This window comes from Mycobacterium sp. SMC-13 (genome assembly GCF_045311035.1).
GTDB lineage: Bacteria > Actinomycetota > Actinomycetes > Mycobacteriales > Mycobacteriaceae > Mycobacterium.
In genome coordinates, this window is record NZ_JBJIAI010000004.1 from 39,047 (window position 1) to 65,210 (window position 26,164).

Consider the following 26,164-nt stretch of genomic DNA (forward strand, 5'->3'; position numbering starts at 1 on the left):
AGGCATGGGTTCAGATGCGTACGGCGGGATTGACCAGGTATTAGGTACCGGTCCGACGATCGGCCCGTCGGTGGCCGAAATCCTCGAATCCCACGCCGGTGGGACCGGCTCCCCGGTCAAGACCGCGGCCCGCGTCGCCGATGCGATCGCCGCGCGCGGGGACGACGGCACGTGGCTGTCGGTCGTGCCGCGCGAGGAGCTCCTGAAGGCCGCTGCCGAGATCGAGAACCGGCCCGGGGCGCGTACGCTGCCGCTGTGCGGCGTGCCGTTCGGGGTGAAGGACAGCATCGATGTCGCCGGGGTGCCGACGACGCTGTCCTGCCCGGACTACGCGTACGTCGCCGAGCGGACCGCGCCGGCGGTGCAACGCCTGCTCGACGCGGGCGCGCTCTACGTCGGCAAGACCAACCTGGACCAGTTCGCCACCGGCCTCAACGGCACCCGCACGCCCTACACCGTGCCGCGCAGCGTCTTCGGTGGTGGCCTCATCTCGGGTGGGTCCAGTTCCGGTTCCGCGCTGGCGGTGGCGCTGGGCCAGGTGCCGTTCGCGGTCGCCACCGACACGGCCGGATCCGGGCGGGTGCCTGCCGCTCTCAACGGCGTGGTCGGTTTCAAACCATCCCGCGGGCTGATCAGCACCGTCGGACTGGTACCGGCGTGCAAGTCGCTGGACTGCCTCAGCGTGATGGCGGGCTGCATCGACGACGTGGACCGGGTTCTCGACGTGATGGCCGGTCGCGACGACGCCGACGCCTGGTCGCGCGATCGGGGACCGCGCCACGACGGCACGCCGATCCGGGTCGGCTTGCCGCCGATCGCCGAGCTCGAGTTCTTCGACGACGACGCCATGCGTGCGGCGCACCTCAACTTTCGTGAGCACCTCGAACGCCTGGCCGTCATCGTCGAGGTGTCCCTGGCGCCGTTCCTCGCCGCGGGTGCATTGCTCTACCAGGGCCCTTGGGTCGCCGAGAGGCTCGTCGAGTTCGGCGATTTTCTTGCCGCACAACCCGATTCGATCCACCCCGTGGTGCGCGACATCTTCCGTAGCGGCCTGAACTACACCGCGGTGGACGCCTTCGCCGCCCTGCAGAAACTGCAGGAACTCAAAGCCGAGGTGGGCCGCCTCTGGCAGAGCATGGACGTCCTCGTCGTGCCGACCATCGGGACCACCTTCACCGTCGAACAGGTGCAGGCGAATCCGATCAACTGCAACACGATGCTGGGCCACTACACGCACTTCGGCAATCTGCTCGATCTGTTGGGCGTCGCGGTCCCGCTGGGCGTGACCAGTGACGGACGGCCGTCCAGCGCGATGCTGCTGGGCAACGCGCTGTCGGACGACACCGCGCTGACCTTGGCCGCCCAAATCCTCGACGAGCCCCGCGCGACAAACGAAGTCGCCGCAGCGACGGTCAAGGAGTCCGCATGACATCTGTCGAGGTACCGGCCGCACCGACACCGTTCTCGCTCGTCCCGGGGCAGACCGCGCTGATCGTCATCGACATGCAACGCGACTTCCTGCTGCCCGGCGGGTTCGGCGAAAGCCTCGGCAACGACGTGGACCAGCTGCTCAAAGTGGTGCCACCGCTGGCGGCGCTCATCGCCGCGGCCCGCGCGGCCGGGATCATGGTCATCCACACCCGCGAGGGCCACGAACCCGACCTGTCGGACTGCCCGCCCGCCAAACTCAATCGCGGTGCGCCGTCGAAGCGGATCGGTGACCCCGGCAAGTACGGGCGCATCCTGATCCGCGGCGAATACGGTCACGACATCGTCGACGAGCTGGCCCCGATCGACGGCGAGCTCGTGATCGACAAGCCGGGCAAGGGCGCCTTCTACGCCACCGGGCTGCAGGACGCGCTGACTGGCGCGGGCATCACGCAGCTGCTCGTCACCGGCGTCACCACCGAGGTGTGCGTGCACACCACCACGCGTGAAGCCAACGACCGCGGCTACGAGTGCCTGGTCGTATCCGATTGCGTCGGTTCATATTTCCCCGAGTTCCAGCGCGTGGGCCTGGAGATGATCGCCGCCCAGGGCGGCATTTTCGGCTGGGTCGCGGACACCGCGGCGGTCATCCCCGCACTGCAACAACTTGCCGCCCCGTCAGCTTCTGCGGTTTAGAGAGGACCTGCCCATGTCCACCGACGTCTCCGATCCCCCGGCCGCCGATACCCCCAAGCTGTCCATCCCGTGGTGGACGCGCGGCGACACCAACGCGTTCTTCGGACTGGGGTTCAACATCCTCGTCAACGTGCTGACGCTGACGGGTCTCATGATCGGCGTCGTCAAGGTGCCGGCCGGTGACGTGCTGGGCACCATCCTGCCCGCGCTCGGGGTGGCCCTGATCCTGGGGAACCTCTACTACACGTTCCTGGCCCGCCGCCTCTCCCGGCGCGAAAACCGCACGGACGTCACGGCTTTGCCCTACGGCCCGAGCGTGCCGCACATGTTCATCGTGGTGTTCGTGGTGATGCTGCCGGTGTATCTGCACACCAAGGACGCGATGCAGGCGTGGCAGGCCGGGCTGGCGTGGGCCTTCATGATCGGCATCATCGTCATGATCGGTGCGTTCGTCGGGCCGTACATCCGCAAGCTGACGCCGCGGGCGGCCATGCTCGGGACGCTGGCGGGCATCTCCATCACCTTCATCTCGATGCGGCCGGCCGCGCAGATGTGGGAGGCGGCGTGGATCGGCCTGCCGGTTCTGGCGATCATCCTCATCGGGTTCTTCACCGACGTGAAGCTGCCGTTCGGCATCCCGACCGGACTGGCCGCGTTGCTCGTCGGTACCGCCATCGGGTGGATCGGCGGGTTCATGTCGGCGCCCGACGTCGCAAAAGCGTTGTCCGACATCGCGATCGGGCTTCCCGACCTGCGGATCGGCATGCTGTTCTCGGGGCTCTCGCATCTGGCCCCGCTGCTGGGGACCGCGATTCCCCTCGGCGTCTACAACTTCACCGAGGCGATGAGCAACGTGGAGAGCGCGGCCGCCGCCGGCGACAACTACAACCTGCGCAGCGTGCTGCTGGCCGACGGCGCGGGTGCGGTGATCGGGTCGGCCTTCGGCTCGCCGTTCCCGCCCGCTGTGTACATCGGCCACCCCGGCTGGAAGGACGCCGGCGGCCGAGCCGGGTATTCGCTCGCCAGCGGCGTGCTGATCGGGGCCTTCTGTTTCCTGGGCCTGTTCGGTGTGCTCGACGCGCTGTTGCCGGTGCCCGCGATCGTGCCGATCCTGCTGTACATCGGTCTGCTGATCGGGGCGCAGGCCTTCCAGGCCGTACCCCGCCTGCATGCCGTCGCCGTCGTGGCCGCCCTGCTGCCCAACCTCGCGCAATGGGCCGGCGGCCTGGTCGACAACGCGCTGAACGCGGCGGGCACGTCGGCCGCGGCGGTGGGGCTGGACAAGCTCAACGGCGCGGGCGTGGTCTACCAGGGTCTGCAGACTCTCGGCGAGGGCGCGGTGCTGGTCGGGCTGATCCTGGGCACCATGGTGACCTTCATCCTCGAGAAGAAGTTCCTGTACGCGGCGATCGCGTCGGCCGTCGGTGCGGCGTTGTCCTTCATCGGCCTGATCCACGCACCCGAGGTGTCGTGGGCCGCCAGCCCGCAGGTCGCCCTGGGCTATCTGCTCTTCGGGCTGGTGTGCGCCGCGTACTCGCGGTTACCCGGCGCCGACGACCCGGTCACGGTCGACGAGTCGGACGTCGTCGCCGGGCACTAGGCACCGTTGACCCTGTAGTGAGGGCTGGGCTTACTCACACGAATGCGCCCTCAGCGCAGGGTCAACCGGTTCAGGAGCGCACCAACCGCGCGATCGCCGCGGACGCCTCGGCGAGCTTCTGCTCGGCCTCGTCGCCGCCGACCGCCACCGCGTGGCTCACGCAATGCCCCAGGTGCTCGTCGAGCAGCGCCAGCGCGACCGACTGCAGCGCGCTGTTCACCGCGCTGATCTGCGTCAACACGTCGATGCAGTACTTGTCCTCGTCGATCATCTTCGCGATGCCGCGGACCTGTCCCTCGACCCGCCGCAGCCGCTTGGCGTAGTTATCCTTGTTGGGCGAGTAGCCGTGCTGGGGCTCGGCGTGGCCTGCCTCAGGTGCGCCCGACTCTTCTGCCGTCATGAGCCCAGCGTACCGCATACCCCTTAGGGGTATCCAATGAAATTCGGTTTGCCGGCGATTGGCATACTTACCTGCATGTCTTCTGACCAGCCCGATATCAAGCCCCGCAGCCGCGACGTCACCGACGGCCTGGAGAAAACCGCAGCCCGCGGCATGCTGCGCGCGGTAGGGATGGGTGACGACGACTGGGTCAAGCCGCAGATCGGCGTCGGATCGTCGTGGAACGAGATCACCCCCTGCAACATGTCGCTGCAGCGGCTGGCGCAGTCGGTCAAGGAGGGCGTGCACGCCGCCGGCGGTTACCCGCTGGAGTTCGGCACCATCTCCGTCTCCGACGGCATCTCGATGGGCCACGAGGGCATGCACTTCTCGCTGGTGTCGCGTGAGGTCATCGCCGACAGCGTCGAGACCGTCATGCAGGCCGAGCGCCTGGACGGCTCGGTGCTGCTCGCCGGCTGCGACAAGTCGATCCCCGGCATGCTGATGGCCGCCGCCCGGCTGAACCTGGCCAGCGTCTTCTTCTACAACGGCTCGATCATGCCCGGCGTCGCGAAGCTGACCGACGGCACCGAGAAGGAAGTCACCATCATCGACGCCTTCGAAGCGGTCGGCGCGTGCGCCCGCGGGCTGATGTCCCGCGAGGACGTCGACATCATCGAGCGCGCGATCTGTCCGGGTGAGGGTGCCTGTGGCGGTATGTACACCGCCAACACCATGGCCTCGGCGGCCGAGGCCCTCGGTATGTCGTTGCCGGGCAGCGCTTCTCCCGTCGCCATCGACAAGCGCCGCGACGAGTTCGCCCGCAAATCCGGTGAGGCCGTCGTCGAGATGCTGCGCCGCGGCATCACCGCCCGCGACATCCTGACCAAGGAAGCGTTCGAGAACGCCATCGCCGTCGTCATGGCCTTCGGTGGTTCCACCAACGCGGTGCTGCATCTGCTGGCCATCGCCCGCGAGGCCGAGGTCGAGCTGACCCTTGCCGACTTCACCCGCATCGGCAACAAGGTGCCGCACCTGGCCGACGTGAAGCCCTTCGGCCGCCACGTGATGAAGGACGTCGACGAGATCGGCGGCGTGCCCGTCGTCATGCGCGCACTGCTGGATGCCGGTCTGCTGCACGGTGATTGCCTCACCGTGACCGGCAAGACCATGGCCGAGAACCTCGCCCACATCGCGCCGCCCGACCCGGACGGCAAGGTGCTGCGCGCGATGAACAACCCGATCCACCCGACGGGCGGCATCACCATCCTGCACGGCTCGCTGGCTCCCGAAGGCGCCGTCGTGAAGTCGGCCGGCTTCGAATCCGACGTCTTCGAAGGCACCGCAAGGGTTTTCGAGCGCGAGCGAGCCGCCCTCGACGCGCTGGAGGACGGCACCATCACGCACGGCGACGTCGTCGTCATCCGCTACGAGGGCCCCAAGGGCGGTCCGGGTATGCGCGAGATGCTGGCCATCACGGGCGCCATCAAGGGCGCCGGCCTGGGCAAGGACGTACTGCTGATGACCGACGGCCGCTTCTCGGGCGGCACGACGGGCCTGTGCGTCGGGCACATCGCGCCGGAGGCCGTCGACGGCGGGCCCATCGCGTTCGTGCGCGACGGTGACCGGATCCGGCTGGATGTCGCCAACGGCAAGCTGGACCTGCTGGTCGACGAGGCCGAACTGGCTTCGCGCCGTGAGGGATTCGAGCCGCTGCCGCCGCGCTACAAGACCGGCGTGCTGGCCAAGTACACCAAGCTGGTCCAGTCCGCCGCCGTCGGCGCCGTCTGCACCTAACCGGGATTTGTGCACGATTTTCCGCGGTAGACGCGGAAAATCGTGCACAAATCACTCTGTGGGCGCATGAGAGGAGGCCGTCATGGCCAGCACACTGCCCACCAATCCGTCCCTGGACAAGCTCCGCGTGGAAGCACGCGAACTGCAACGGGCGAATGGCATCCCGCTGCACGCCGCCCAACTTGCCGTCGCCCGCCGCTATGGCTTCACCGGGTGGCCGGCACTCGTGCACTACCTGCGGCTGGCCGCTGATCTGAGCGCCGATCCCGGCGCCGTCGACGAGGACGCCCTCGACCCGGCCGACCGGTTCTGCTCGTGGGCATCCTTGCGCTACGACCAATCCGATGCCCCGCCCCGCTGGCAGTCGGCCGCCGACCTGTTCGCCGCCGAGCCCGAAGTGGTCACCCGCACCATCTGGGCCGCGGCCTCAGCCGCCGACCCGGTCGCGATTGCCGATCACCTCGCCAGGCAGCCGGCACTGGCCAACACCGCAGGCGGACCGTTCGGCTGGGTCCCCCTGATGTACCTCTGCTACTCGCGGATTCCCCTGGGCCGCAGTGCAAATGACGTCGTGGCGGCCGCGGCGCTGCTGCTCGACGCCGGCGCTGATCCGAACGGCGGGTACCTGTGGTGCGGCATGTCGACGCCGTTCACGCTGTTGACCGGCGTGTTCGGCGAAGGCGAGCAAGGGCCGCGGCGGCAGCCCCGGCATCCGTACGCACCCGAACTCGCCACGCTGCTGCTGAGCCGCGGCGCCCACCCGGTCGACCAGCAGGCGCTCTACAACCGGATGTTCCGCCCCGACAATTCGCACCTGGAGCTGCTGTTCGCCCACGGGCTCGCCGACGCCGGGCCCAGCCCGTGGGAGCGCCGCTTGGGCGAGGCCATGGAAGCCCGAGAACAGATGTGGCAGAGGCAGATTCAGTGGGCGGCAGCGCACGGGTTCAGTGACCGTCTCGCGCTGCTCGAGCGGGAGGGCATCGATGTCTCCGGCGTCGAAATCGTCGAGCCGGCCTTCCCTGACGATCCGAATGCCCGCGACGACGAGGGCGCGACGCCGCTGCACCAGGCCGCCTGGGCGGGTGACCTGGCGCTGATCCGACGGCTATTGGAGGCGGGCGCCGACCCGGCGCTCACCGACGGCCGATTCGGCTCGACCCCGCTGCAGTGGGCCGAGCACGCCTATCAGACCGAGGCGGCGGAACTGCTCCGCGCCGCGACCTCCGCCACCACTTCCGAGTACCACTGAAACAGCTTGATGCGTTGTGGTCCATCACTTTTGAGCAGCTCCGCCCAGCAGTCCGCGACCTTCGCCCGAGCGGCCACGCCGATCCACGGCTGCGGCAACAACTCCGGCGGCAGCAGTGGGTCGGGCTCGACGGCGCGGGTGAACTCGGCGGCCAGTTCGATCGCGACGGTGAGCTGCGCCGTCGGGGAGGCATCCGGCAGCACGGCCAGTGCCCGCTCAGCGACGGCAAGCAACCGCCGGTGCCGTTCGGCAATGTCGCCCAGGGGCCAGAGGAGGCCGGCGACGCCACGGGGCTCATCGGTGCCACCGACGGTCAGATCCGTGGTGGTCAACGTGGTGACGTGCTCGGCAATCGCCAATTGTTCTGCTGCGGCCGCTATCTCGCTGTCCCAATCGTTCGGGGAGACGTACAGACCACCTTGAACCGCGGCGCCACCGAGGCGCACGATCGCGTCACGCATGGCGTCACGCGCGGGCCGGACGGACTCCGGGACCGCGAACGCCACCACGTGCCAGCGACCATCCCACGGCGCGTCGCCCCGGTCCTGGGCATACATGAGCCGCAGGTAGTCGAGGTCCGGCGTGATGGTGCTGCGCAGCTCGTCTGTCGCGCGCAGCACAGCTTTTCGGCCGCGCCCGTCCTGGACGAACTGCCCGTCGGCGACCAGTCGTTTGATGCACAACCGCACCTGCTGGTCCGTCATGCCGAGCTCGCCCGCGACGTCATACAGTGCTCCGGCATCGATGGTCGCGTCGTCCCGCAGCATGCTCTCGACGAGCGTGCGGGTCGGCACTTCGATGGGTGCGTCTTCCAACGGTCAACTCCTTGCGCCCGCGGCACGACGTGCGGGGCTCCCAAGTCTAGGCACGCTCGTCCCGTTCGACGACGACGAGCGGCCGGCCGGCGGGCTGATCGAGCCGGCGGGCAAGGTCGGCGAAAAACCGTGGCGCGTCGATGACGGCATCTGGTGGGTGCACTCCCGGACGCCGAGCGGTCCCGTCGACGATCTGTGCCAGGCCCAACGCCAACGGGATACCGGTGGCCCGGGCCATGTCTCCGAACAGCCCTGCCGCGCTACCGGACAGGTCGAGGTGGGCCAGCACCACATGCTCGCGTCCGGCACGGGTGCCGGACACCGCGGCGAAGAACGGCGGCAGCGTGCCCGGCCCCTTGCGGCGTAGGGACGATGGGACAGACCGCAAGTAGCGCAACAGATTCGGTTTCGCGAACTGCAGAGCCGCCGTCTCGTGGGTCAACCGGCGCCGGTCGGTGTCCCGGCGCAGCACGTCGAGATACGCCAGCGTCTGCGGCCGGACCACCATGAGGTTGACGGCCTCGCCGCTGAGCCCGAGCGTGCGCCGCAGCGTGATGGGCTCGGGATGTCCGACCGTGTACGCGGTGCCGCGGCGTCCGCGCGGCAAGGTCAGCCCGACCGGCCGCAACGGACGCTCGAATGTCAGCTGTCCGCTCCGGACGGTGCAAATCTTGCCGCTGCTCTGCAGCATCCAGTGCACGGCCGCGGCCGAGGGCCGGCCGTCGGGGTCCAACAGCACCTCACCGCCGTCGGCTCCCCCACCGGGCACGTCCACCGGCCACGCGGTGTAGGCGTCGCGCACTGTGTCGAGTTCGGCCGCCGCGGTGGCGGCGAGCAGGTTGCTCACACCCGGGCTGGCCCCCATGCCGATGACAGCGCAAATGCCTGCGGCACGGGCGGTTTCGTCCAATTCGAGCATCTGCACCGTTGGTTCCCAGTCGTCGCAGATGTCGACGTAGTGCGTCCCCGCCGCGATCGCGGCCCGCAGCACGGGGACCCCGAAGCGGTAGTACGGCCCAACGGTGTTGACGACGAGGTCGGCGGGTTCCAGCGCCTGGCGCAGGGCCGTGTCGTCCGTGACATCGACGTGGACGGCGCTGACCCGCACCGGAGCGTCGGCGAGTTGTCCGCACAGCCGGTGTGCGGCGGCAGCGTTGCGGTCCGCGATGACAATCTCGTCAACCCCGGGCAGCTGCGCGGCCAGTCGGACCGCGACGGCGCCCATCGCACCGGGGCCGCCCAACGCGAGGATCCTCATCGGGCCTCCTTGGCAGCCGGCAGTTCCTGCACATAACGCCGGAGATTGTCGAGATAGCTGGGTGCATAGATCTGCCGAGGTGCGAAAGTTCCTATCGCGTAGGCCTTTACGCTGTCGGGATTGTTCTCCAGGTCCTCCTTCGCGAGGCTGTGCGAAGCGTGCGGGTAGGTCTGGACCGTCAGCAGATCGGGACGTACCAGTGCGCGGTAGACGCGCTCGGTCTCGGCCACGTCGACATTCCGATCGGCCTCGCCCAGCTCGAGCAGCACCGGGACCGTGAGATGCGGCAGCATCGCGCTTATGTCGGCGCGGTAGTTGCGCGCGACGAAACCCCAGCGGTCCGCAGACATCGGCGACGCGTCGATGCCGGCCATACGGTACTGGTGGTAGGTGGCGCCGTCGCGCAGCAGCTGGTTCGTCCGTTCCCGCCGCGCCAGGGCCGCCGTCAGCTCGGCCTGCGGCGCCGCACGCGCCCGCAGTTCGGCGCGCAGGTTGTATTCGCCCTGGCGCATCCAATTGATCGCTGGGCCAACGAGAATCAGGAACTGCAGGTCCGGCTTGCGCACCGCCACCTCGGGCGCCACCCAGCCGCCCTGGCTGATGCCCCAGACACCGACGCGGTGTGGATCGATGTCCGGCTGGGTGCGGGCCCAGTCGATCGCGGCGCTCGTCTCGTCGACCCGGTCGGCCATGCTCTGGTTCAGCCAGTTGCCGGGAGCGCCGCCGATGCCGGGCTTGTTCCACGACAACGACGCATAGCCGGCTTTCGCGAAGGACTCCCAGATGGGCCGGTAGAACCCGTCGCGGCCGGCGTCGGCGGGACCGTCACCGTGAACGAACACCACCAGGCCGAACGGCCCCTTCCCGTTCTTGGGCAGGGCCAGCACGCCGTCGAGCGGCTGCGCCGGCGCAGGGATCGTGACGCGCTGCTCGCGGATCGCGAAGTCGTTGGCGTACAGCACCCAACCGCCCGCCGACAGCGCCACGGCGACAACAGCGCCCAAGGCGATCAGCGTGCGACGCACCCAGCCGGGCAGTCGACGAGTCGACGCAGAACTATCACTCATGTCACGATCGTAGCGTGATTGATAGTTTTATGTCGGTGGCGTCGGCCACACCCCGCTCGCAGTAGATCCCAGCGGCTAGCTGAACTGCGCGTGGAGCTGCGGCAGGAAGCCGGCGAGGTGGTTCATCTCCTGCGCGCAGTGCACCAGCAGATCACGCGGGTGCGGCAGCTGACGCGCGGCGAGAACCCGAAACGCGTGATCTGCCAAGGACTTACCCGCACGGAAGCTGACGTGCTGCCCGCCCATCCAGAACCTGGAGCGCATCTCGGCGCCGTCGGCCGTCGGCCGCACTTGATGGACGAGCCAGCCGATGTCGACCGGGATGTCCGCCGAGCCGAGGCGAGCGACGATGGCCAGCCCGGCGTGCCCTTGCGAAGCGGGATCGACGAACTGGATCGCCACCGAGCTCAGCGACGAGCCGAGGTACTCCTCGACCAGTGAGGTCCGGCCGACGTAGGCCAGATCGTCGCGGCCGTCGCGCCACTGCGCCGATACGTGCGCCCGCGGATGCCACAGCTTGTAGCGGCGCGCGTCGCAGCCGTGCCAGCCGAACCACCAGTCCCACATCTCGGGCGTCACACCAGGCATGTCGGTGCGGACGGCGACGGTGTAGCCGCCGTCGGACAGCGTGCCGTAGCCGTTCTCGGTCTGCTGGTAACCGTCCGCGGCCAACGGATCGTCGAAGTCGGGCAACACCGGACCGGCCTGCGGCCCATGCTCGAGCGCCTCGACCACATGACGTGGCAGCGCCGCCATCTCCGGATTGAAGAACCTGCCGAACGGTGTGTCCGCGTCGTCGCCGCGGTAACCCAGGTAGCTCATGTCCGTCCCATCCAGGCGTAGAACCGACCTTCCGGGTCATATTGTGCGCGCACCGCGTCCAGTCGCGCCATCGCCGCGTCGGTGGCGAACCGGGCCGGGCGGGCCCCCAGATTCTCGTCGGCCAGCTGTATGCCGGTGGCCAGGTGGGACATCGCCGACATGTTGGAGCGGGCCCAGTCGCCGTACTTCTCGTCGTCGGCGGCATCCGACCAGCCGGCGTACAGCGCCAGGTAGACCTCGTCCTCGAGGCTGTAGGCCATGTCCTGCCGTGCGGGCGACGGCCCCCAGTTCAGCCAGAGGAAATGTGACGGGTGCGGCGGCATGGTCTCGAGGATGTTCCGCACGCCCGGCAGCAACTCGGCCGTCGACGCCGACGTCCACATGTTGTCCGCGGCGTAGCGGTGGTCGTTCAGGTAGTTGCTCATCACCGCGTCGTACCAGGTGGGCAGGTTCGTCGGCGCGTACGGCACGGCCATCAGGGCATGTGAGCGCGCCGGGCACGTATCCAGCAGCGCCACTGCATCTTTCGCGTCGTCGTCACTGTCGGCGAACACCGGTGAGGCCAGCACGATGCCCGGCGTTTTCAGACCCGAACTCGGCATCGACCGGGAGGCGACGATCTGCAGCTCCACCCGTCGGTCCACGTCGGCGCTGATGCGGCGGGCCCACGCATAGATCTCGTCGGCGGCCTCGAAAGGGTAGACGTACAGGCTGCTGCCGCACACCGGCGGCTTCGGATAGAGGCGCAGGTGGAACGCCGTCACGACACCGAAGAACCCGGGACCGGATCCTCTTGCCGCCCAATATAAGTCGGGGTGTTGCTCGGCATCGCAACGAATCTGCTCACCGTCTGCGGTGACCACATCGAGAGCCAGCACGCTTTCGCAGGCCGGCCCCAGCACGCGGCTGTTCCACCCGTAGCCGCCTTGCAGCAGGTACCCGCCGAGCCGCACGCCCCGGCAGTGTCCCGACGGGAAGAACAGGCCCTGCTGCTCCAGTTCGGTCGCCAGCACGCTGCCGCCTTTTCCGGGCCCCACCACGGCGGTCATCGCATCGCGATCCACCCGGCAGGTGTCCAGCCGGCTCACGTCGAGCAGCATGCCGCCGTCGCGCAGGTGGTTGGCCGACCAACTGTGCCCGCCGGACCGGACACCGACCGCCAAATTGTTCGCACCGGCGTACCGGACCGCCAGCACCACGTCTGCCGTGCACGATGCCTGCACGATGACGTCCGGAAAGCGCTGCGGCACAAGGGCATTCCACACCGTCTCGCAGCGCGCCTCGTCGTAGCCCGCGTCGCCGCGGCGGAAATGTCGGACCTCGGCCAAAGCTGTCACCGCAACTCCTCACGCCTCGACGCCCCAGCGAAACGTAACACCGGGAATCGGCGGTTGCGTCAAATTCGCGTTGCGGACCTATGCGGTCGTGAGCACCGCCCGACCACCGACAGGATTGGCCAGCGGCACGACGATCGTGCCGGGCATGATCATCATGGTGCAGACCATGCGTTCGCGATCCGACCGCCGGCCGGCCGTCAATGTGACCGTCACGGCCTGGTCTGTCTCCACCGCGGTGGCGTGCACCCCGTAGCAGTCGGGCGATCCGAGCGAAATATTCAGCGCCACGGCTGGTTCCGGGTCCAGCCGGCTCCAGGACTCCGCGGCCAACGGATGGGGGTCGACGATCGCCGGATCGTCGACGAACGTCGTCCCCGCCGAGACTGGCACCTCCGGTAGCGGCGTCGCGTCGGCCGAGGCCGTCGGCGCGAGGCCGACGGCCAGCGCGAGTCCCGCGGCGACGACCCTGAGCACTACTTTCCTACCCGCGCCACGGCGAAGCCGTCCCAGCCCTTGGCGCCGACCGTCTGGATGGCGGCAGCCTCGAGACGCGGGTGGTTACCCAACAGCTCGAGCATGTTGCGCACGCCTTGCGCCTGCAGATCATCGGCGGCCGGATCGAGCACCCGGCCCATGCGCGTGACATTGTCGACGACGATCACCGCGCCGGGCGCCGCCAGTCGCACCGCCCAGTCGACGTAGGCAGTGTTGTTCTCCTTGTCGGCGTCGATGAAGAAGAAGTCGAACTGCTCGCCGCGCTCCGCCAGCTGCGGCAGGGTGTCCAGCGCCGCTCCGACCAGCACCTCCACCTGATCCGCGACGCCGGCCCGCTCGAAGTTGGCGCGCGCGACGGCGGCGTGTTCCGGGGAGTACTCCAACGTCGTCACGCGGCCCTCGGCGCCGATACCGCGCGCGAGGTTGATGGTGCTGTAGCCCGCGAGTGTGCCGATCTCCAGCACCCGGGTTGCGCCACTGATGGTCGCCAACAGCGACAACAACTTTCCGTGCTGGGCAGACACCTCGATGGCCGGCATACCGGCCGTCACGGCCGACTGACGGGCCGCGGCGAGTACGTCATCCTCGGTGTGCAGCACCCGGTTGAACATCTCGTCGACAGCCTGCGGTTCGGGTTGCGTCATGGCCCCAGGTTAGCGCGGGAGAATCAGGTCCCCAGATTGGCCGATTCCCCGTCGGCGGGGCCCGCCGACCACTTGAATGACGGCTATGTCAAATCATTTCACGGGCCTCAGCCTCGGCCCGCCGCTGGGCGACCAGCGCCTGGACCTCTGCGATCTGTACGCGTTCCAATCGCCGGCCGACCCGGCGCGCACGGTGCTGATCCTCAACGCCAACCCCAACGCCGACACGCTGCATCCCGATGCGATCTACCGTCTCGCCATCGACAACGACGGCGACCTGCGCAACGACATCGCATTCAGCTATGTCTTCTCGGAGCCGGACTCGGGACGGCAGACCGTCGATGTCTACCTGGCAACCGGAGAGGCCGCTGAGTCACCGGAAGCGGTGGGCGACAAGATCTTCGAGGGCGTCGAGGTGGCGTTCGGCAAGGAGCCGGCGATCGCGGAGTCCGGCGACTACACGTTCTTCGCCGGCGCCCGCAGCGACGCCTTCTTCTTCGACTTCGACGGCATCAAGAACCTGTTCGACATCAGGGGTGGCCGCAACTTCACCGCCCTGCACCTCAGCGGCGAATTCCCTTGGACCGGAGTGGATTCCAACACCCAGGCCAACGTGTGCTCGATGGTCCTGGAACTGCCGACCGCGCAGCTGCTGGGCACCACGCCCGACATCCGGATCTGGGGCCGCTGCAGCGTCCGCCGCGACGGCACGCTGCTGCACGTCGACCGGGCCGGGCACCCGTCGGTCAGTAGTTTCTTCAACACCGATGACACCAAAGAGGAGTACAACGCCAGCGAGCCGGAGCACGACCGGGACCGCTGGATGCCGATGTTCGTGCACCTCCTGGGGCACACGGGTGGTTACACCGATGAGGAGGCCGTCGCCGCGGTCGACGCCGAGGGCATCCTGCCCGACATGCTGACGTTCAACCCAGCACTGCTGGCCAAGTACCCGAACGGGCGGGTGTTCACCGATGACGTCATCGATTACCGGCTGGCCTCGCTGACCAAAGGCGACTGCCCGCCGTCGGGCTTGAGCCCGCACACCGACACCCTGCAGGTCTTCCCGTATCTGGGGCCGCCGCATTAGGACGGCACTGGAAACGCACGCTCGCCGGCCGCGAGCGTGCGCGGACTACACACCGAACGCGGCGTGTCCACGTACAAACACGGACGCTCGCGGGAAAGGGGTCAGCGCACGCCCTCTTTGGCGTACACCACCCGCAGGATGTGCCCGACCTCCGGGCCCATCACCATGTCAGCGAGCTCGCAGAATGCCGCGGTGAACACCGGCCCGTGCGGCGGCACCGCGGCGGACAGGTGGTGCGCCACCTCGTGCAGGACGACCAATTCCCGCAGCGCCCAGGTGGATTGGCGTTCGGGGACGGCGATGACCGCGCCACCGGCACCGGATTCGTAGTGCGCGGCCGTCACTCCCCGGCGCGCCCGCACCGCCACCGCACCGGCGTCGGGCCACCGTGCCGCCACCGCCGGCATGGCCAACACTTGGTCGACATAGCGCCGCACCGCGTCGAGGGATCCGAACCGCGCCTCGGGCGGCAACGTCAACTGCGTCCCGAAGAACTCGACCGCCCGGTTGCCGCGTTCCCCGGCGCGGTCGAACAACGTGCGCACGAACTGCTCAGCGGCATACACCGCGGACCGTTGTACGTCGCGGGTCATCGCTCCAGAGCCGTACGCGCCCCGGACAATTCGGGACTCGGCCCCAGCCGCGCCCGGCGCCCAGCCCGGTCCCCGGCCCGCCGCGCTGCCGACGAGTAGCCCGCCGAAGCACTCGTCGCCCGCCAGCTCCCCCGCGCCTGCGACGTCTTCTTGTAGAACGACACCAGTTCAAGATCCTTGTTGCGCAACGCAAGCGCCGTCCCGGGCTGGTCGGCGCGCTCGGCCGTCGCCGCCTGCCTGGCCTCCTCCCGCGCATCGACCAGCCGCTGCCCGACCCGGGCGCCGAACGCCAGCTGGAAGTTGAGCCGGGCGGTGATCGTCGGCGTCGGCCGGTGCGCACCCGTCGAGATGTACGCGTCCGACGACTTGACCATCTGCACCACCACGCTGGCGTACAGCGCGTGGGTGGCGTCGATGTCCTCTGCGAATCCGTAGGCGTAGACGAACGTCGAGTTTGACGCGATGTCGCATTTCACGTCGTTGGCCCGGGCGATCAGCACGAACAACTGCACGAACGTCCGCAGCCCCCGGGTGCCCGCCTCGCCGATGGTGACGGTGCGCTGCACCGGCTCCTGCGCCGCGGTCCGGGTCGCCGAATGCGCCCGCGCCACCGCCAGGTCGATCGACGTCGTGGTGGCCAGGCGCTGCGCGGCCGCCATGAACGCCTCGGCCTCGTGCGCATTGTCGGTGTTCTCGGCCTGCCGCAGCAGCGCCGCGATCCGTGCCAACATCCTGTCGTCACTCATGGCGCCAACCACCTTGTCCGACAAGAACTTTCAGATTCATAACGCTTGATTTATCCCCCATGGCGGCAGTGTACGGCTACCGTCCGACAAATCCGTCCAGCGCGGTGATCAGCTGCGGAGACAGCGGCGCCTTGTTCGCGTAGTTGGCGACGTTGTCGGTGGGATCGTCACGCAGCACATGACTGACGCCCTTCAGCGGGACCACGGTCAGCGCGGTGTGCGCCAGCGCCTTGATCAGCGGCTGCTCCGCCTCACAGAACGCCTGCACGTCCGAGTCGGAGCAGGTCAGCAGCACCGGGGTGCCATTCGGGACCTCCGCCGCCAGCGCCAGCGGGTCGATGGCGTCGGCCTCCAACACCACCTTGGCGTTGCCGGGGTTGAGGATCGCGCCGAGGCCTTCGGGCAGCTTGGCCGGAGGGACCCCGGTGGCGCGCGTCGTCGCGACGGCCGCGGCCCAGTCCGCCAGCACCTGGTCGGCCTGCTCCCGGGTCTTGGCCCCGGCCTTCACGTCGGCATCGACCGACGCCCGCACCCGGTTGGTGATGACGTCCAGATACCGTCCGGCCAGCGGCTGCAGCAGCGCTAGCGACCGGATCTTGGGTGCGCCCGCGCCGGTGTCGGTGGCGAGCGCCAGCGCATGCACGGTGCCTTCGCCCAAGCCGTACACCGAGATTCGCGACGTGTCGGTGCCCTTCTGGGCGGCCAGGAACCGCACGGCCGCCTTGGCGCCGGCGGTGTAGACGGCGCTGCCCACGTCGCGCAGGTTCTGTGCGTGCGGCCCGACGCCCGTCTTGCCGGTGCCCACCTTGTCGTAGCGCAGGCTGTCGACGTTCTTGCCGGACAGGTACTCGGCGAGCTGCCGCATGTTGCCGACCTTGCCCGCGACGGCGTTGTCGCCGTTGCGGTCGGTCTGACCGCTCTCGGAGATCAGCAACACCGACGGCGCCGCGGCGGCACCGGGCACGTGCCGGTAGCTGCCGTGGATGGTCAGACCGTCGGCGACGAAGGTGACATCCTCATCGACCCAGTCGGTCCGGGCGTCCGACCCGCAGGCCGCCACCGCCAGCACCGCCAGCCAAACCACCAGGCGGACAGCCCATTTCACAGGCGCACTTCGATCCAGCTCACGACGTCGTCGAGCACCACTGCCTTCTCGGGCTCGTTGAACACCTCGTGGTACAGCTCCGGGTAGACCTTCAGCGCCACGTCGGACGAGCCGACGCACTCCACCAGCTTGCGGCTGCCGGCCACCGGGACGAGCTTGTCCTCCTCGCCGTGCACCACCAGCAGCGGTGCGGTGAGCGCGGCGGCGCGCTGCGGCATGGTCTCGCCGACCCCGATCAGCACCTTGCCCACCCCGGCGGGCACCTTGCCGTGGTAGACGAGCGGGTCGGCGTTGTAGGCCGCGACCACCTCGGGATCACGCGACACCGCGTCGAACGGCAGGCTCTGCGCGGGCAGCCCGGGCAGGATGGAGCCCAGCAGCTTGGCCGCCAGCGCCAACGGCAGGCCGACCTGGGACCGGGCGTCGACCGCGGGACCGGACAGCACCATGAGGTGATAGTCGTCGGGGTGCTCGACGCCGTACGCGAACACGATGCCGCCGCCCATGCTGTGGCCGAGTACGACGCGCTTCAGTTCGGGGTATTCGGCGGTCGCGATGCCGACCAGGTGGTGAAAGTCGCCGGTGTACTCGGAGATGTCTCGGACCAGCACGCGCTTGCCGCCCGAGCGGCCATGGCCGCGGTGGTCGAGCGCGAAGGTGATCAGACCGGCCTCACCGAACCGTTGCGCGACATGGTCGTAACGACGCGCGTGCTCACCGAAACCGTGGGATAGCACCACCACGCCCGTCGGGTCGGTCTCGGGCACCCAGACGTCGTAGACGATCTTGGTGCCGCCGATACCGTCGAAGCTACGTTCGCTGCGGGTCGTGGCCATGGAGAGACAATATCCGGGGTCCGGCCCGGGCGCGTCCGTCGCCGCCGTGACGCCCGCCGGATGTCACACCCCCTGCGTACCCTGGGTCACGTGAGTGTCCTCAGAGAAGACGCGGCAGCCGCACCGGCACTGTCCAGGGATGCGTTCCTGGCCGACGCCCAACGGCACCGGCGCGAGCTGCTGGCCCACTGTTACCGGATGACCGGTTCTCTGCACGACGCCGAGGACCTGGTGCAGGAGACCTACCTGCGGGCCTGGAAGGCCTACGACAACTTCGAGGGCAAGTCGTCGGTGCGGACGTGGCTGTACCGCATCGCCACCAACACCTGCCTGACTTCATTGGAGGGCCGTCAACGCCGGCCGTTGCCGTCCGGGCTCGGCCAGCCGGCGGCCGACCCGCAGGCCGAGATCACCGAGCGCACCGACACCGCCTGGCTCGAGCCGCTGCCCGACGTGCATGACGCACCGGGTGATCCGCAGACCATCGTCGGCTCCCGCGAGTCGGTGCGGCTGGCGTTCATCGCTGCGCTGCAACATCTTTCGCCGCGGCAACGCGCGGTCCTAGTGCTGCGCGACGTGCTGCAGTGGAAGGCCGCCGAGGTCGGCGAGGCCGTCGGCACGTCCACCGCCGCCGTCAACAGCCTGCTGCAACGGGCGCGCGCCCAGCTCGACGCCGTCGGCCCCAGCCAGGACGACGTCCTCGTCGCACCGGAGTCCGACGAAGCCAAGGACCTGCTGGCCAAGTACGTCAATGCCTTCGAGTCGTACGACATGGATGCGCTGGTCAAGCTGTTCACCGCCGATTCGGTGTGGGAGATGCCGCCGTTCGACACCTGGTACTCCGGCCCGCGGGACATCGTCGAGCTGTCCCGGTTCAAATGCCCTGCCGAGCACCCGGGCGACATGCGGTTCGTCGTCACCACCGCCAACGGGCAGTCCGCCGCGGGCATGTACATGCGCAACCCCGAGACCGGCCGGCACGAGGCGTTCCAGCTGCACGTACTGGACATCAAGGCCGACGGTATCTCGCACGTCGTCGCGTTCATGGACCCGACGCTGTTCGAGAAGTTCGGGCTCGCGCCCAGCCTCTGACCGCTACCCGAACGGTAGGGATCTCCCTTATATCTCCACGTGTCGATCGCCGATACGTTCAGTGGCACAGCCTCGTGACCCGCTGACGAAAGGGATCGATCATGAAGATCGTGTTGCTCGGTGCCGCCGTGATCACCGCAGCCACTGCCGTTTTGGCGGCGCCGGCAGCGACCGCGAGCCCCGGCTCGTTCCTGGAGGAAATCAGCATCAACGGGGCCACCCTGCCGGGCAAGACGCCCGACCAGATGGTGGCGGCCGGCCAGGGCGTCTGCAAAGACCTGCGCGGCGGCGTCACGGTTCTCGACGAGATGACAGTGGTCGAGAAGGCGTACGCCTTCAACCAGGGCGCGCTGTTCGTCAGCGCCTCGACGACGCACCTGTGCCCCGACTTCGCGGCCGGGTAGTTCAGCCCGGGCGCGGCGTCGACGTCGGCCGGGCGACGAGCGCCGCGGGACACTAGCCACCCTAGTCTGCAGGTGACTGGCGAGTAGGTTCTTAGTTACCATCTACGCAGGTCAGAGCGCCTCTATACCATCATTCTGGAACGTGTTCCTACTTTGTGGCTATGATCTTCGTCATGAAGACCAAAGGCGCTCTGCTGTGGGAAGTGAACTCCCCGTTCCAGGTCGAGGAGATCGACCTCGGTGACCCTGTTGCCGACGAAGTACAGATCCAGATGCATGCCGCCGGCATGTGCCACTCCGACTACCACCTGACCACCGGCGCGACCCCGATGCCGCTGCCCTGTCTCGGTGGGCACGAGGGCGCGGGCGTCGTCACCAAGGTCGGCAAGAACGTCACCGGCATCGAAGAGGGCGACCACGTCATCCTCGCCTTCATCCCGGCCTGTGGCTCCTGCCCGCCGTGCATGAAGGGCTTCCGCTCGCTGTGCGACCGCGGCGCCGTCCTGCTGGGTGGCAAGGCGATCGCCGACGGCACCAACCGCATTCACACCGCCGGCGGCAAAGAGGTCGCGGCGATGAACCTGCTGGGCACCTTCGCGCCGTACATGACGGTCCACAAGGACTCTGTCGTCAAAATCGACAAGGACATCCCGTTCGAGTCGGCCGCCATCATGGGCTGCGCCGTGCCGACCGGCTTCGGCTCGGCCACCAACGTGGCCCAGGTCCAGCCCGGTGAGACCGTCGCCATCGTCGGCGTCGGCGGCATCGGCATGAGCGCACTGCAGGGCGCCGTGATCTCGGGCGCCAAGCACGTCATCGCCATCGACCCCAACCCGTGGAAGCGCGAGCAGGCCATCAAGTTCGGTGCGACGCACGTGTACGCCTCGATGACCGAGGCCATCGCGCCGATGATCGACCTCACCTGGGGCCTGATGGCCGACAAGGTCATCATCGCCGTCGGCGAGATGAAGGGCGAGTACATCGAAGAGGCCATGATCCTGACGGCCAAGACCGGCACCTGCGTCGTCACCGGCATGGGCTCGATGATGGACGCCGACGTCAAGCTGAACCTGTTCCTGTTCACCATGTTGCAGAAGACGTTGAAGGGCAACATCTTCGGTGGCGGCAGCTCGCACATCGAGACCCCGCGCCTGGCCGCGCTGTACAAGTCCGGGCTGCTGAACATCGATGACATGATCACGCGGACCTACAAGCTCGAGAACATCAACCAGGGCTACCAGGACATGCTGGACGGCAACAACATTCGCGGCGTCGTCACCTTCGACGAGTCCGACTGGTAACTGTTTCTCGCGAACAGTCGCAAAACCCCCAATTTTCCTGGAAATTGGGGGTTTTCGCGTTTCCGCCGCCGTCAGGACGTCCCCCCGGCTCGGCCGGAAAAGTACCTGAATGCAATCGAAGTGGCGATCTGCCGATGGTCAGTGCATTCATGGACCTCTGGCAGCCTGGAGCGTTACCTGACTTCAATCACAATGGCCGCCAGTGCGAATTGACTGAACCCACGGATTTCTCCGCCCCGGCTTTCATCTCGCGTGGGCGTTGAGTGCGAACTGAGCGCGTAGAAGTTCGAGTGAGCATGTGCGTAGGTTCGCGGTCAACGCGCGGTTGCGGGCACTCGACTAATAGCTACTGCGGTGAGTCCACAGTGGGCTCCGACGGCGTATCGGGCTCTGCCGGTGCGCTGCTCTTGTGACGCGAGCCGGTCCACTTGACGAAGACGTAGAGCGCCCCGCCGAGGACCGCGAGCGGAATCAGCCACGGCAGCAGGAAGCCGAAAGCCAGGACCAGGTGAGAACCGAAGGCCCACAACGTATCCCAGCCTCGCTCGACCTGTCCGAAGAAGCCGTGATAGCGCTCCGGCGCGGGACCGCCGGTGCGCTCAGCGGTGATCTGGACATCGACGGAGCTGTAGGTGATCTGGTCGCGGAGGGTGTCACGCTGCGCCTGCAGGCTCTGCAGCTCGGCCTGCCGCGACGACAGTGCGTCCTCGGCCTTGATCAGCGCATCGGGGTCTTTCGAGTCCCGCATGATTCCGAGTAACCGGTCCACCGACGTCTTCAGCGCGGTGATCCGGGCGTCGAGGTCGACGCGGCGTGCGGTGACGTCGTCGGTCTTGACCTCGAGTGTCTGAACAGTCCCGAGTCCCTTGAGGGAGGCCAGGGCGGCGTCGAGCCCGTTGGCGGGGACTCTCAGCACCAGGTGAACGCTCGCGCGGCCGGACGTCGACCCGGCGTCGTCCGAGCGCTCGTCGACTCGACCAGCCGCCTTGTCGACGATCGCGGTGGCTTTGTCCGCCGCGGCTGCCGGGTCGGCGGCAACGAGGATCAGTGACGCGGTCTTGACGACATCGCGCGCCGGATCGACCGGCGGCGCGGGCGCCTCCGGGGCGCCGCCTTTGAAGTCCGCACCGGCCCCGCCCTTCAGCGGCGCCGCCGCCGGCGCCGACTCGGAATGCCGCGTCGAGTTGCCGCCGCTACACCCGGCCACCAACCACAATGAGGCGATCAACAACGCGAGAAAAGCGATCGGCCGGAACCGCATGCGACTCATGCCTGCCCAGCGTACCGACGGTTTCACAGGAATTCGGTGGGGAATGTCCAGCCACGGGTTGCGCCGAACGCAACTGCACGGCGCCACGAGGCCGGTTTCTCCGCCGTCCAGTTGCGTTGGCCGCCGCTGCGAAGGTTTCATCGGATCGCGTCGGCGCTCCCGTCCCAAAACACCGAAAACCCCCAATCCCGTTGGGGATTGGGGGTTTTCGAAACCGGCTGAGGGACTACTACTTCGGAGGCATCCGGATGCCACCGTCGACGCGGACGACCTCGGCGTTCATGTACGAGTTGGTCAGCAGCTCGACGACCATGGAGGCCAGCTCTTCGGGCTTGCCCAGGCGGTGCGGGAACAGCACCGACTCGCCGAGCTTGGCCTTGAAGGCCTCCGAGGCTTCGCCCTCGCCGTAGATCGGGGTGTCGATCAGGCCGGGGGCCACGGTGTTCACGCGGATGCCGACAGCCGACAGGTCGCGCGCGACCGGCAGGGTCAGGCCCACGACGCCACCCTTGGACGACGAGTACGCGGCCTGGCCGATCTGGCCGTCGAACGCCGCGACGCTGGTCATGTTGACGATGGCACCACGCTCACCGGCCTCGGTGAAGTCGTTCTTGCTCATCTGGGTGGCGGCGATGCGGATGCAGTCGAAGGTGCCGACCAGGTTGATGTCGAGAACCTTCTTGTACAGGTCCAGGTTGTGCGCCGACTCGAACTCGCCGTCCTTGCCGATGGTGCGCTGGGCCCAGCCGACACCGGCCGAGTTCACCAGGGCACGCAGCGGGCCGAGGTCAGCGGCGGTCTTGACCGCGTCGATGATCTGCTCGGTGTTGGTGACGTCGACGGTGACGAAGACGCCGCCGATCTCCTTGGCGAGCGCCTCGCCCTTCTCGGCCTGGAGGTCGGCAATGACGACCCGGGCACCCTTGGCGGCCAACTGACGGGCAACAGCCGCACCGATTCCTGACGCGCCGCCGGTGACGACCGCGCTAGCTCCATTGATATCCACGCCGACAGCGTATGCGAGGCCGTCCGCTCACCGGGACGGACCTGGCAAAGCTCAGGCGGCGTGCTTGCCGCTACCCGATTCCGGCGCGCGGTGCTTGCCGCCGGTCGACGACGGGGCCCGGTGCCGGCCTGTTCCCGCGTTGTCGGCGTCGACTTTCGCCGCGGACGAATCCGCGCTCTCTGCATTGCCTTTGGGCTTCGGCGCCTTGGTGGTCTTGGTGGTCTTGGGCTTGCCCGCCTTGCGCTCGCCCTTGTCCGCGCCCTTGTCCGTGCCCTTGGTCGCGTCGGCGGGCTTGCTGTCGTCCGGCGCCGCCTTGTCGTTCGCCGTACCCGTCGCCGCCGTCGGCCCGGCGGCATCGTCCTTGGCATGTTTGGGTTTCGTGAGGTCCTTCGTCGTCGGTTCAGCCGCAGGGGACTCGGCGGGCGTCGTGGAGGTCGCTGTCGTGCCCGTCGTCTGCGTGCCGGTCGCCGCGGTGGTGGGCGTCGCGGCGATGGCCGTGGGCGTCGATGGCTTGGACTTGTTGGTGGTCGCGGTCGGGGCGGACGCTGCCACCGCCGCGGGCGTCGGGGTTGCGGCGACCGACGACGGCAGCGCACCCAGACTCAACAGGTTGCCGCCCTTGCTGATCACCGAGATCGCCTCCGAGATGGCGTTCGGCATCGAGACCGGGCCGGTGAACGCCTTCTCGAATCCCGTGACCAATGACGTCATCAGGCGGGGAACCACCTTCGACCAATCGATGTGCGGCAGGGTCCCGAACTGCACCGGGGTGGCCGCGGTGTTCAGGGTGCGCAGGTACTGGCCCGAGGCAGGATCCCAATACGCGTCCGAATAGCCCAGATTCACCAGACTGGTCAGAACCGGCGACAGCGCGTTGCCCAACCGGTAGGCGACGTTCCCGACAGGCGTCAGACCGACGAGGTTCAACGCATCACCGGCGAGGTAGACCGGCTCCAGCAGGGGCAGGTGGTTCGCCGCCGCCGTCAGATAGATGTTGGTGTTGGCCGAACCGCCGCCCGCCAGATTCGTGACCATCGACTCCAGCTGCGTGATCAGCTGACCGGCCGCCGTGGCCTGGTCGACGCCGCGCAGGATGTACGTCGGCATCAGCCCGGCCGCCATGTTGTTCAACAACGTCACCGGGTTCGCCCAGGCCGCGAAGTCGGACAGCGGCTGGTACTCGACGGTCGCGTCGATCTTGACGGGCACCAGGTTCGCACCGCCGAGAGCCAGCCCGGTACCGCCGAGCGCGGTGCCGCCGCTGCTGGTAATCGCGACGTCCGGGGTGACGGCGTTGATGCCCAGCATCCGCAGGAATGACGAGAATCGCGCCAGCACACCGCCATTGGCGCGGCCCGCGTTGTTGAGCAGAATCTCCGGCAACAGGGTCAGGCTGCCGGCGATCGACGTGGCACCCGTGTAGTTGAGCCCGCCCGGCTGCGACGACAACTTGGCCAGCACGTCCCGGTAGGCCGCGCCGGCCGAGAACGCGCCCAGGCCGCTGGCCACCACGATGGGCACTCGGACCGACCCGACGTCCAGCGACGGGATGGCGTCGACGACGCCGAGCACCGCGCTGCTCAGCACGCCCGTCAACGCCCCGGACACCGTGCCGGACAGTCCGCTGGTGGCGCCGGTGACCACGGTCCCGACGACGCTCGTGACCGTGCTGCTCACGGTGCTGTTGACCAAAGTGCTGATACTCGTCCCATCGGTGAGGCCGGTGACCAGACCGCCGATGAGGGGATTCAGCGCGTTCACCACAGTGCTGGTGAGGTCGATCGGTAGGCCTACGAGCGGCACGTAGCTCAGGCCCAGGTCGCCGACGGCGGTGCTGATGGCGGTCGTCAGTGCCGTGGTCAGAGTGCTGGTGCTGCCGACCGTGCCGTCCACGGTGCTGGTCAGGGCGCTGGTCAGCGCAGTCGTCAGCGAGGTGGTGAGTGAGCTCGTCAGAGTGCTGGTGAGTGCGGTGGTCAGGATGGGCGTCAGGCTCGTCGCCAGTGCACCGGTATTGAGTGCGTTGGTGAGGTTGGTCGCCAGCGCGTCCTTCAGGGTGTCGGTGCCGAGCGTGAGGTACCCCGTGTTGTTGACGCGGTCGGCGATGGCCGTTTCGGTGCCCGGGGTCCAACCGACGTCGACGCCCAGCAGCCTGGCCAGCGTGAAGGCCGGGCCTGCGGTGGTCACGGAGATGGCGTTGCTGTCGACGAGGCTGCCGAGGTTCAACCCGGCCAGGTCGAGCAGCGTGCCGACGCCGATGTTGCCCGCGGCGTCCTGGAAACCCGCGGCCTGCAGCAGTGGGTTCACCAGATCGCCGAGGTTGCCGGTGACGATGCCGCTCAATGCACCGGTGAGCGTGCCGCCGAGGCCGTTGGTCAGCGCGCCGCCGGACAGGCCGCCGGTCAGACCGCTGGTGATGCTGGTGGTCAGCTGCCCGATGAGGTCGGTGGCGACGAGGTTGGCCACCGTGGTGGCCAGGCCGGAGACGTTGAGCAGACCAGAGAGGCTCAGCGGTATCCCGACGATGGGGACGGTGATGGACAGCCCGCCCAGCATTGTTTGCAGCGGTCCGACCAGTGCGCTCACCAGTCCCGTTTGCAACGTGCTCAGGAAGCTCGTGCCGGTCAGGCCCGACAGCGCGGTGTTCAGTGCCGAGCTGACGGCCGCGCTGATCGCCGTGCTCAGTTGCGACGTCGTCCCGGCGCCCACTTGCGAGGTGAGACCCGAGACGAGATCGGGGCTCAGCATGTTCAGCAGCGACGGCACGTTGATGTTGCCGATATTGGCGTTGAGCACATCGGTCAGCAAGCTGGGCGGGATCTGCGCCAGCAGCGTCTGCAGCGTCACGGTCGGTTTGCGACCGAACTGATTGACCAGCGCCGGCAAGACGGTGTCGACGGTGTTCTGGAACGCCTGGTAGGGCGTGGTCGCGGCCGTCAGGTTCACCGCGCGGTGAGTCTGGGCCAGCAACGCCGTGGGCGTCGGCGCGGGCGCGACGACGGCGGTGGCCGTTGCGGTCGCCGCCGCGACTCCCAGTAATGCCAAACGCGATCCGCGTACGTCGACTTCACGATGACTGCCAGCCATGTGCCCCGCCCCATCCCGCAATATTGACTGCGACGACAGGACGCTAACAC

The 26,164-nt window shown here is 68.2% G+C and carries 24 protein-coding genes; 9 read left to right on the forward strand and 15 right to left on the reverse strand.

Going from position 1 to position 26,164, the window contains the following annotated elements; translation table 11 throughout:
- Positions 1 to 4: 4 nt before the first annotated feature.
- Genes ACJH6I_RS07900 through ACJH6I_RS07910 form a run of 3 tightly spaced genes read left to right on the forward strand, consistent with a single transcriptional unit; the run spans position 5 to position 3,724 of the window.
- Entirely contained in the window at positions 5 to 1,429 is a 1,425-nt protein-coding gene (locus tag ACJH6I_RS07900) for an allophanate hydrolase (RefSeq protein ID WP_061006522.1), read from the forward strand.
- Positions 1,426 to 2,124, forward strand: coding sequence for a cysteine hydrolase family protein (locus tag ACJH6I_RS07905; protein WP_061006523.1), 699 nt, complete (start codon positions 1,426 to 1,428; stop codon positions 2,122 to 2,124). Before ACJH6I_RS07900 ends, ACJH6I_RS07905 begins: the two co-directional genes overlap by 4 nt.
- A gap of 13 nt (positions 2,125 to 2,137) precedes the next feature.
- The gene (locus ACJH6I_RS07910; protein ID WP_061006524.1) at positions 2,138 to 3,724 is read left to right on the forward strand and encodes a hypothetical protein; all 1,587 of its coding nucleotides are present in this window, start codon (positions 2,138 to 2,140) and stop codon (positions 3,722 to 3,724) included.
- Positions 3,725 to 3,794: 70 nt separating this feature from the next.
- Here ACJH6I_RS07910 and ACJH6I_RS07915 read toward each other — a convergent pair whose 3' ends face one another.
- A complete protein-coding gene (locus tag ACJH6I_RS07915) occupies positions 3,795 to 4,124 on the reverse strand; it encodes a metal-sensitive transcriptional regulator (RefSeq protein WP_061006525.1) in 330 nt (109 codons plus the stop codon).
- A 75-nt stretch (positions 4,125 to 4,199) separates the two neighbouring features.
- On the opposite strand from ACJH6I_RS07915, the gene ilvD reads away from it, so the two are divergent.
- Positions 4,200 to 5,900 (forward strand): dihydroxy-acid dehydratase, encoded by a 1,701-nt coding sequence (gene ilvD / locus ACJH6I_RS07920; RefSeq protein WP_061006526.1) that lies wholly within the window; start codon positions 4,200 to 4,202, stop codon positions 5,898 to 5,900.
- A gap of 82 nt (positions 5,901 to 5,982) precedes the next feature.
- The gene (locus ACJH6I_RS07925; RefSeq protein ID WP_406783908.1) at positions 5,983 to 7,149 is read left to right on the forward strand and encodes an ankyrin repeat domain-containing protein; all 1,167 of its coding nucleotides are present in this window, start codon (positions 5,983 to 5,985) and stop codon (positions 7,147 to 7,149) included.
- Here ACJH6I_RS07925 and ACJH6I_RS07930 read toward each other — a convergent pair.
- From ACJH6I_RS07930 to ACJH6I_RS07960, 7 genes are all read right to left on the reverse strand, one after another.
- A complete protein-coding gene (locus ACJH6I_RS07930; protein ID WP_406783982.1) occupies positions 7,086 to 7,916 on the reverse strand; it encodes a PaaX family transcriptional regulator C-terminal domain-containing protein in 831 nt (276 codons plus the stop codon). The two genes, ACJH6I_RS07925 and ACJH6I_RS07930, sit on opposite strands and share 64 nt — an antisense overlap.
- 94 nt (positions 7,917 to 8,010) lie before the next feature.
- The gene (locus ACJH6I_RS07935) at positions 8,011 to 9,222 is read right to left on the reverse strand and encodes a saccharopine dehydrogenase family protein (RefSeq protein ID WP_406783909.1); all 1,212 of its coding nucleotides are present in this window, start codon (positions 9,220 to 9,222) and stop codon (positions 8,011 to 8,013) included.
- Entirely contained in the window at positions 9,219 to 10,289 is a 1,071-nt protein-coding gene (locus ACJH6I_RS07940; RefSeq protein WP_406783910.1) for an alpha/beta hydrolase family protein, read from the reverse strand. Before ACJH6I_RS07940 ends, ACJH6I_RS07935 begins: the two co-directional genes overlap by 4 nt.
- Positions 10,290 to 10,364: 75 nt before the next feature.
- Complete coding sequence (locus ACJH6I_RS07945; protein ID WP_133425791.1) at positions 10,365 to 11,111, reverse strand: DAPG hydrolase family protein; 747 nt, start codon at positions 11,109 to 11,111, stop codon at positions 10,365 to 10,367.
- Positions 11,108 to 12,448 (reverse strand): FAD-binding oxidoreductase, encoded by a 1,341-nt coding sequence (locus ACJH6I_RS07950; RefSeq protein WP_406783911.1) that lies wholly within the window; start codon positions 12,446 to 12,448, stop codon positions 11,108 to 11,110. The genes ACJH6I_RS07945 and ACJH6I_RS07950 overlap by 4 nt, the downstream gene beginning before the upstream one ends.
- A gap of 78 nt (positions 12,449 to 12,526) precedes the next feature.
- Positions 12,527 to 12,922, reverse strand: a complete 396-nt coding sequence (locus ACJH6I_RS07955; protein ID WP_267324442.1) for a hypothetical protein — start codon at positions 12,920 to 12,922, stop codon at positions 12,527 to 12,529.
- Positions 12,922 to 13,587, reverse strand: coding sequence for an O-methyltransferase (locus ACJH6I_RS07960; protein WP_267324441.1), 666 nt, complete (start codon positions 13,585 to 13,587; stop codon positions 12,922 to 12,924). The genes ACJH6I_RS07955 and ACJH6I_RS07960 overlap by 1 nt, the downstream gene beginning before the upstream one ends.
- Positions 13,588 to 13,672: 85 nt before the next feature.
- Between ACJH6I_RS07960 and ACJH6I_RS07965 the strand changes: the two genes are divergently transcribed.
- On the forward strand, positions 13,673 to 14,677 hold the full coding sequence (locus ACJH6I_RS07965; protein ID WP_406783912.1) for a DUF4331 family protein: 1,005 nt from the start codon (positions 13,673 to 13,675) through the stop codon (positions 14,675 to 14,677).
- 101 nt (positions 14,678 to 14,778) lie between these two features.
- On the opposite strand, the gene ACJH6I_RS07970 is transcribed toward ACJH6I_RS07965, so the two are convergent.
- From ACJH6I_RS07970 to ACJH6I_RS07985, 4 genes are all read right to left on the reverse strand, one after another.
- Positions 14,779 to 15,270, reverse strand: a complete 492-nt coding sequence (locus ACJH6I_RS07970; RefSeq protein ID WP_406783913.1) for a TIGR04338 family metallohydrolase — start codon at positions 15,268 to 15,270, stop codon at positions 14,779 to 14,781.
- A complete protein-coding gene (locus ACJH6I_RS07975; protein ID WP_406783914.1) occupies positions 15,267 to 16,016 on the reverse strand; it encodes a DUF2786 domain-containing protein in 750 nt (249 codons plus the stop codon). The genes ACJH6I_RS07970 and ACJH6I_RS07975 overlap by 4 nt, the downstream gene beginning before the upstream one ends.
- A gap of 76 nt (positions 16,017 to 16,092) precedes the next feature.
- On the reverse strand, positions 16,093 to 17,121 hold the full coding sequence (locus tag ACJH6I_RS07980) for an alpha/beta hydrolase family protein (RefSeq protein WP_406783915.1): 1,029 nt from the start codon (positions 17,119 to 17,121) through the stop codon (positions 16,093 to 16,095).
- On the reverse strand, positions 17,118 to 17,957 hold the full coding sequence (locus ACJH6I_RS07985; RefSeq protein WP_406783916.1) for an alpha/beta hydrolase: 840 nt from the start codon (positions 17,955 to 17,957) through the stop codon (positions 17,118 to 17,120). The genes ACJH6I_RS07980 and ACJH6I_RS07985 overlap by 4 nt, the downstream gene beginning before the upstream one ends.
- A gap of 60 nt (positions 17,958 to 18,017) precedes the next feature.
- Between ACJH6I_RS07985 and ACJH6I_RS07990 the strand changes: the two genes are divergently transcribed.
- The 3 genes from ACJH6I_RS07990 to ACJH6I_RS08000 all read left to right on the forward strand — a co-directional run bounded on the left by ACJH6I_RS07990 (position 18,018) and on the right by ACJH6I_RS08000 (position 20,754).
- Positions 18,018 to 19,049, forward strand: coding sequence for a sigma-70 family RNA polymerase sigma factor (locus ACJH6I_RS07990; protein WP_060999196.1), 1,032 nt, complete (start codon positions 18,018 to 18,020; stop codon positions 19,047 to 19,049).
- 101 nt (positions 19,050 to 19,150) lie between these two features.
- The gene (locus ACJH6I_RS07995; protein ID WP_406783917.1) at positions 19,151 to 19,453 is read left to right on the forward strand and encodes a DUF732 domain-containing protein; all 303 of its coding nucleotides are present in this window, start codon (positions 19,151 to 19,153) and stop codon (positions 19,451 to 19,453) included.
- A 173-nt stretch (positions 19,454 to 19,626) separates the two neighbouring features.
- A complete protein-coding gene (locus tag ACJH6I_RS08000; RefSeq protein ID WP_267324439.1) occupies positions 19,627 to 20,754 on the forward strand; it encodes an NDMA-dependent alcohol dehydrogenase in 1,128 nt (375 codons plus the stop codon).
- A 346-nt stretch (positions 20,755 to 21,100) separates the two neighbouring features.
- Here ACJH6I_RS08000 and ACJH6I_RS08005 read toward each other — a convergent pair whose 3' ends face one another.
- The 3 genes from ACJH6I_RS08005 to ACJH6I_RS08015 all read right to left on the reverse strand — a co-directional run bounded on the left by ACJH6I_RS08005 (position 21,101) and on the right by ACJH6I_RS08015 (position 26,072).
- Positions 21,101 to 22,024 carry a DUF4349 domain-containing protein gene (locus ACJH6I_RS08005; protein WP_060999192.1) on the reverse strand — a complete coding sequence of 308 codons (924 nt, stop codon included), beginning with the start codon at positions 22,022 to 22,024 and terminating at the stop codon, positions 21,101 to 21,103.
- 229 nt (positions 22,025 to 22,253) lie between these two features.
- Positions 22,254 to 23,030: an SDR family NAD(P)-dependent oxidoreductase gene (locus tag ACJH6I_RS08010; protein ID WP_043985653.1), complete on the reverse strand. Its 777-nt coding sequence runs from the start codon at positions 23,028 to 23,030 to the stop codon at positions 22,254 to 22,256.
- A 51-nt stretch (positions 23,031 to 23,081) separates the two neighbouring features.
- Positions 23,082 to 26,072, reverse strand: coding sequence for a hypothetical protein (locus ACJH6I_RS08015; RefSeq protein WP_406783918.1), 2,991 nt, complete (start codon positions 26,070 to 26,072; stop codon positions 23,082 to 23,084).
- Positions 26,073 to 26,164 lie beyond the last annotated feature (92 nt).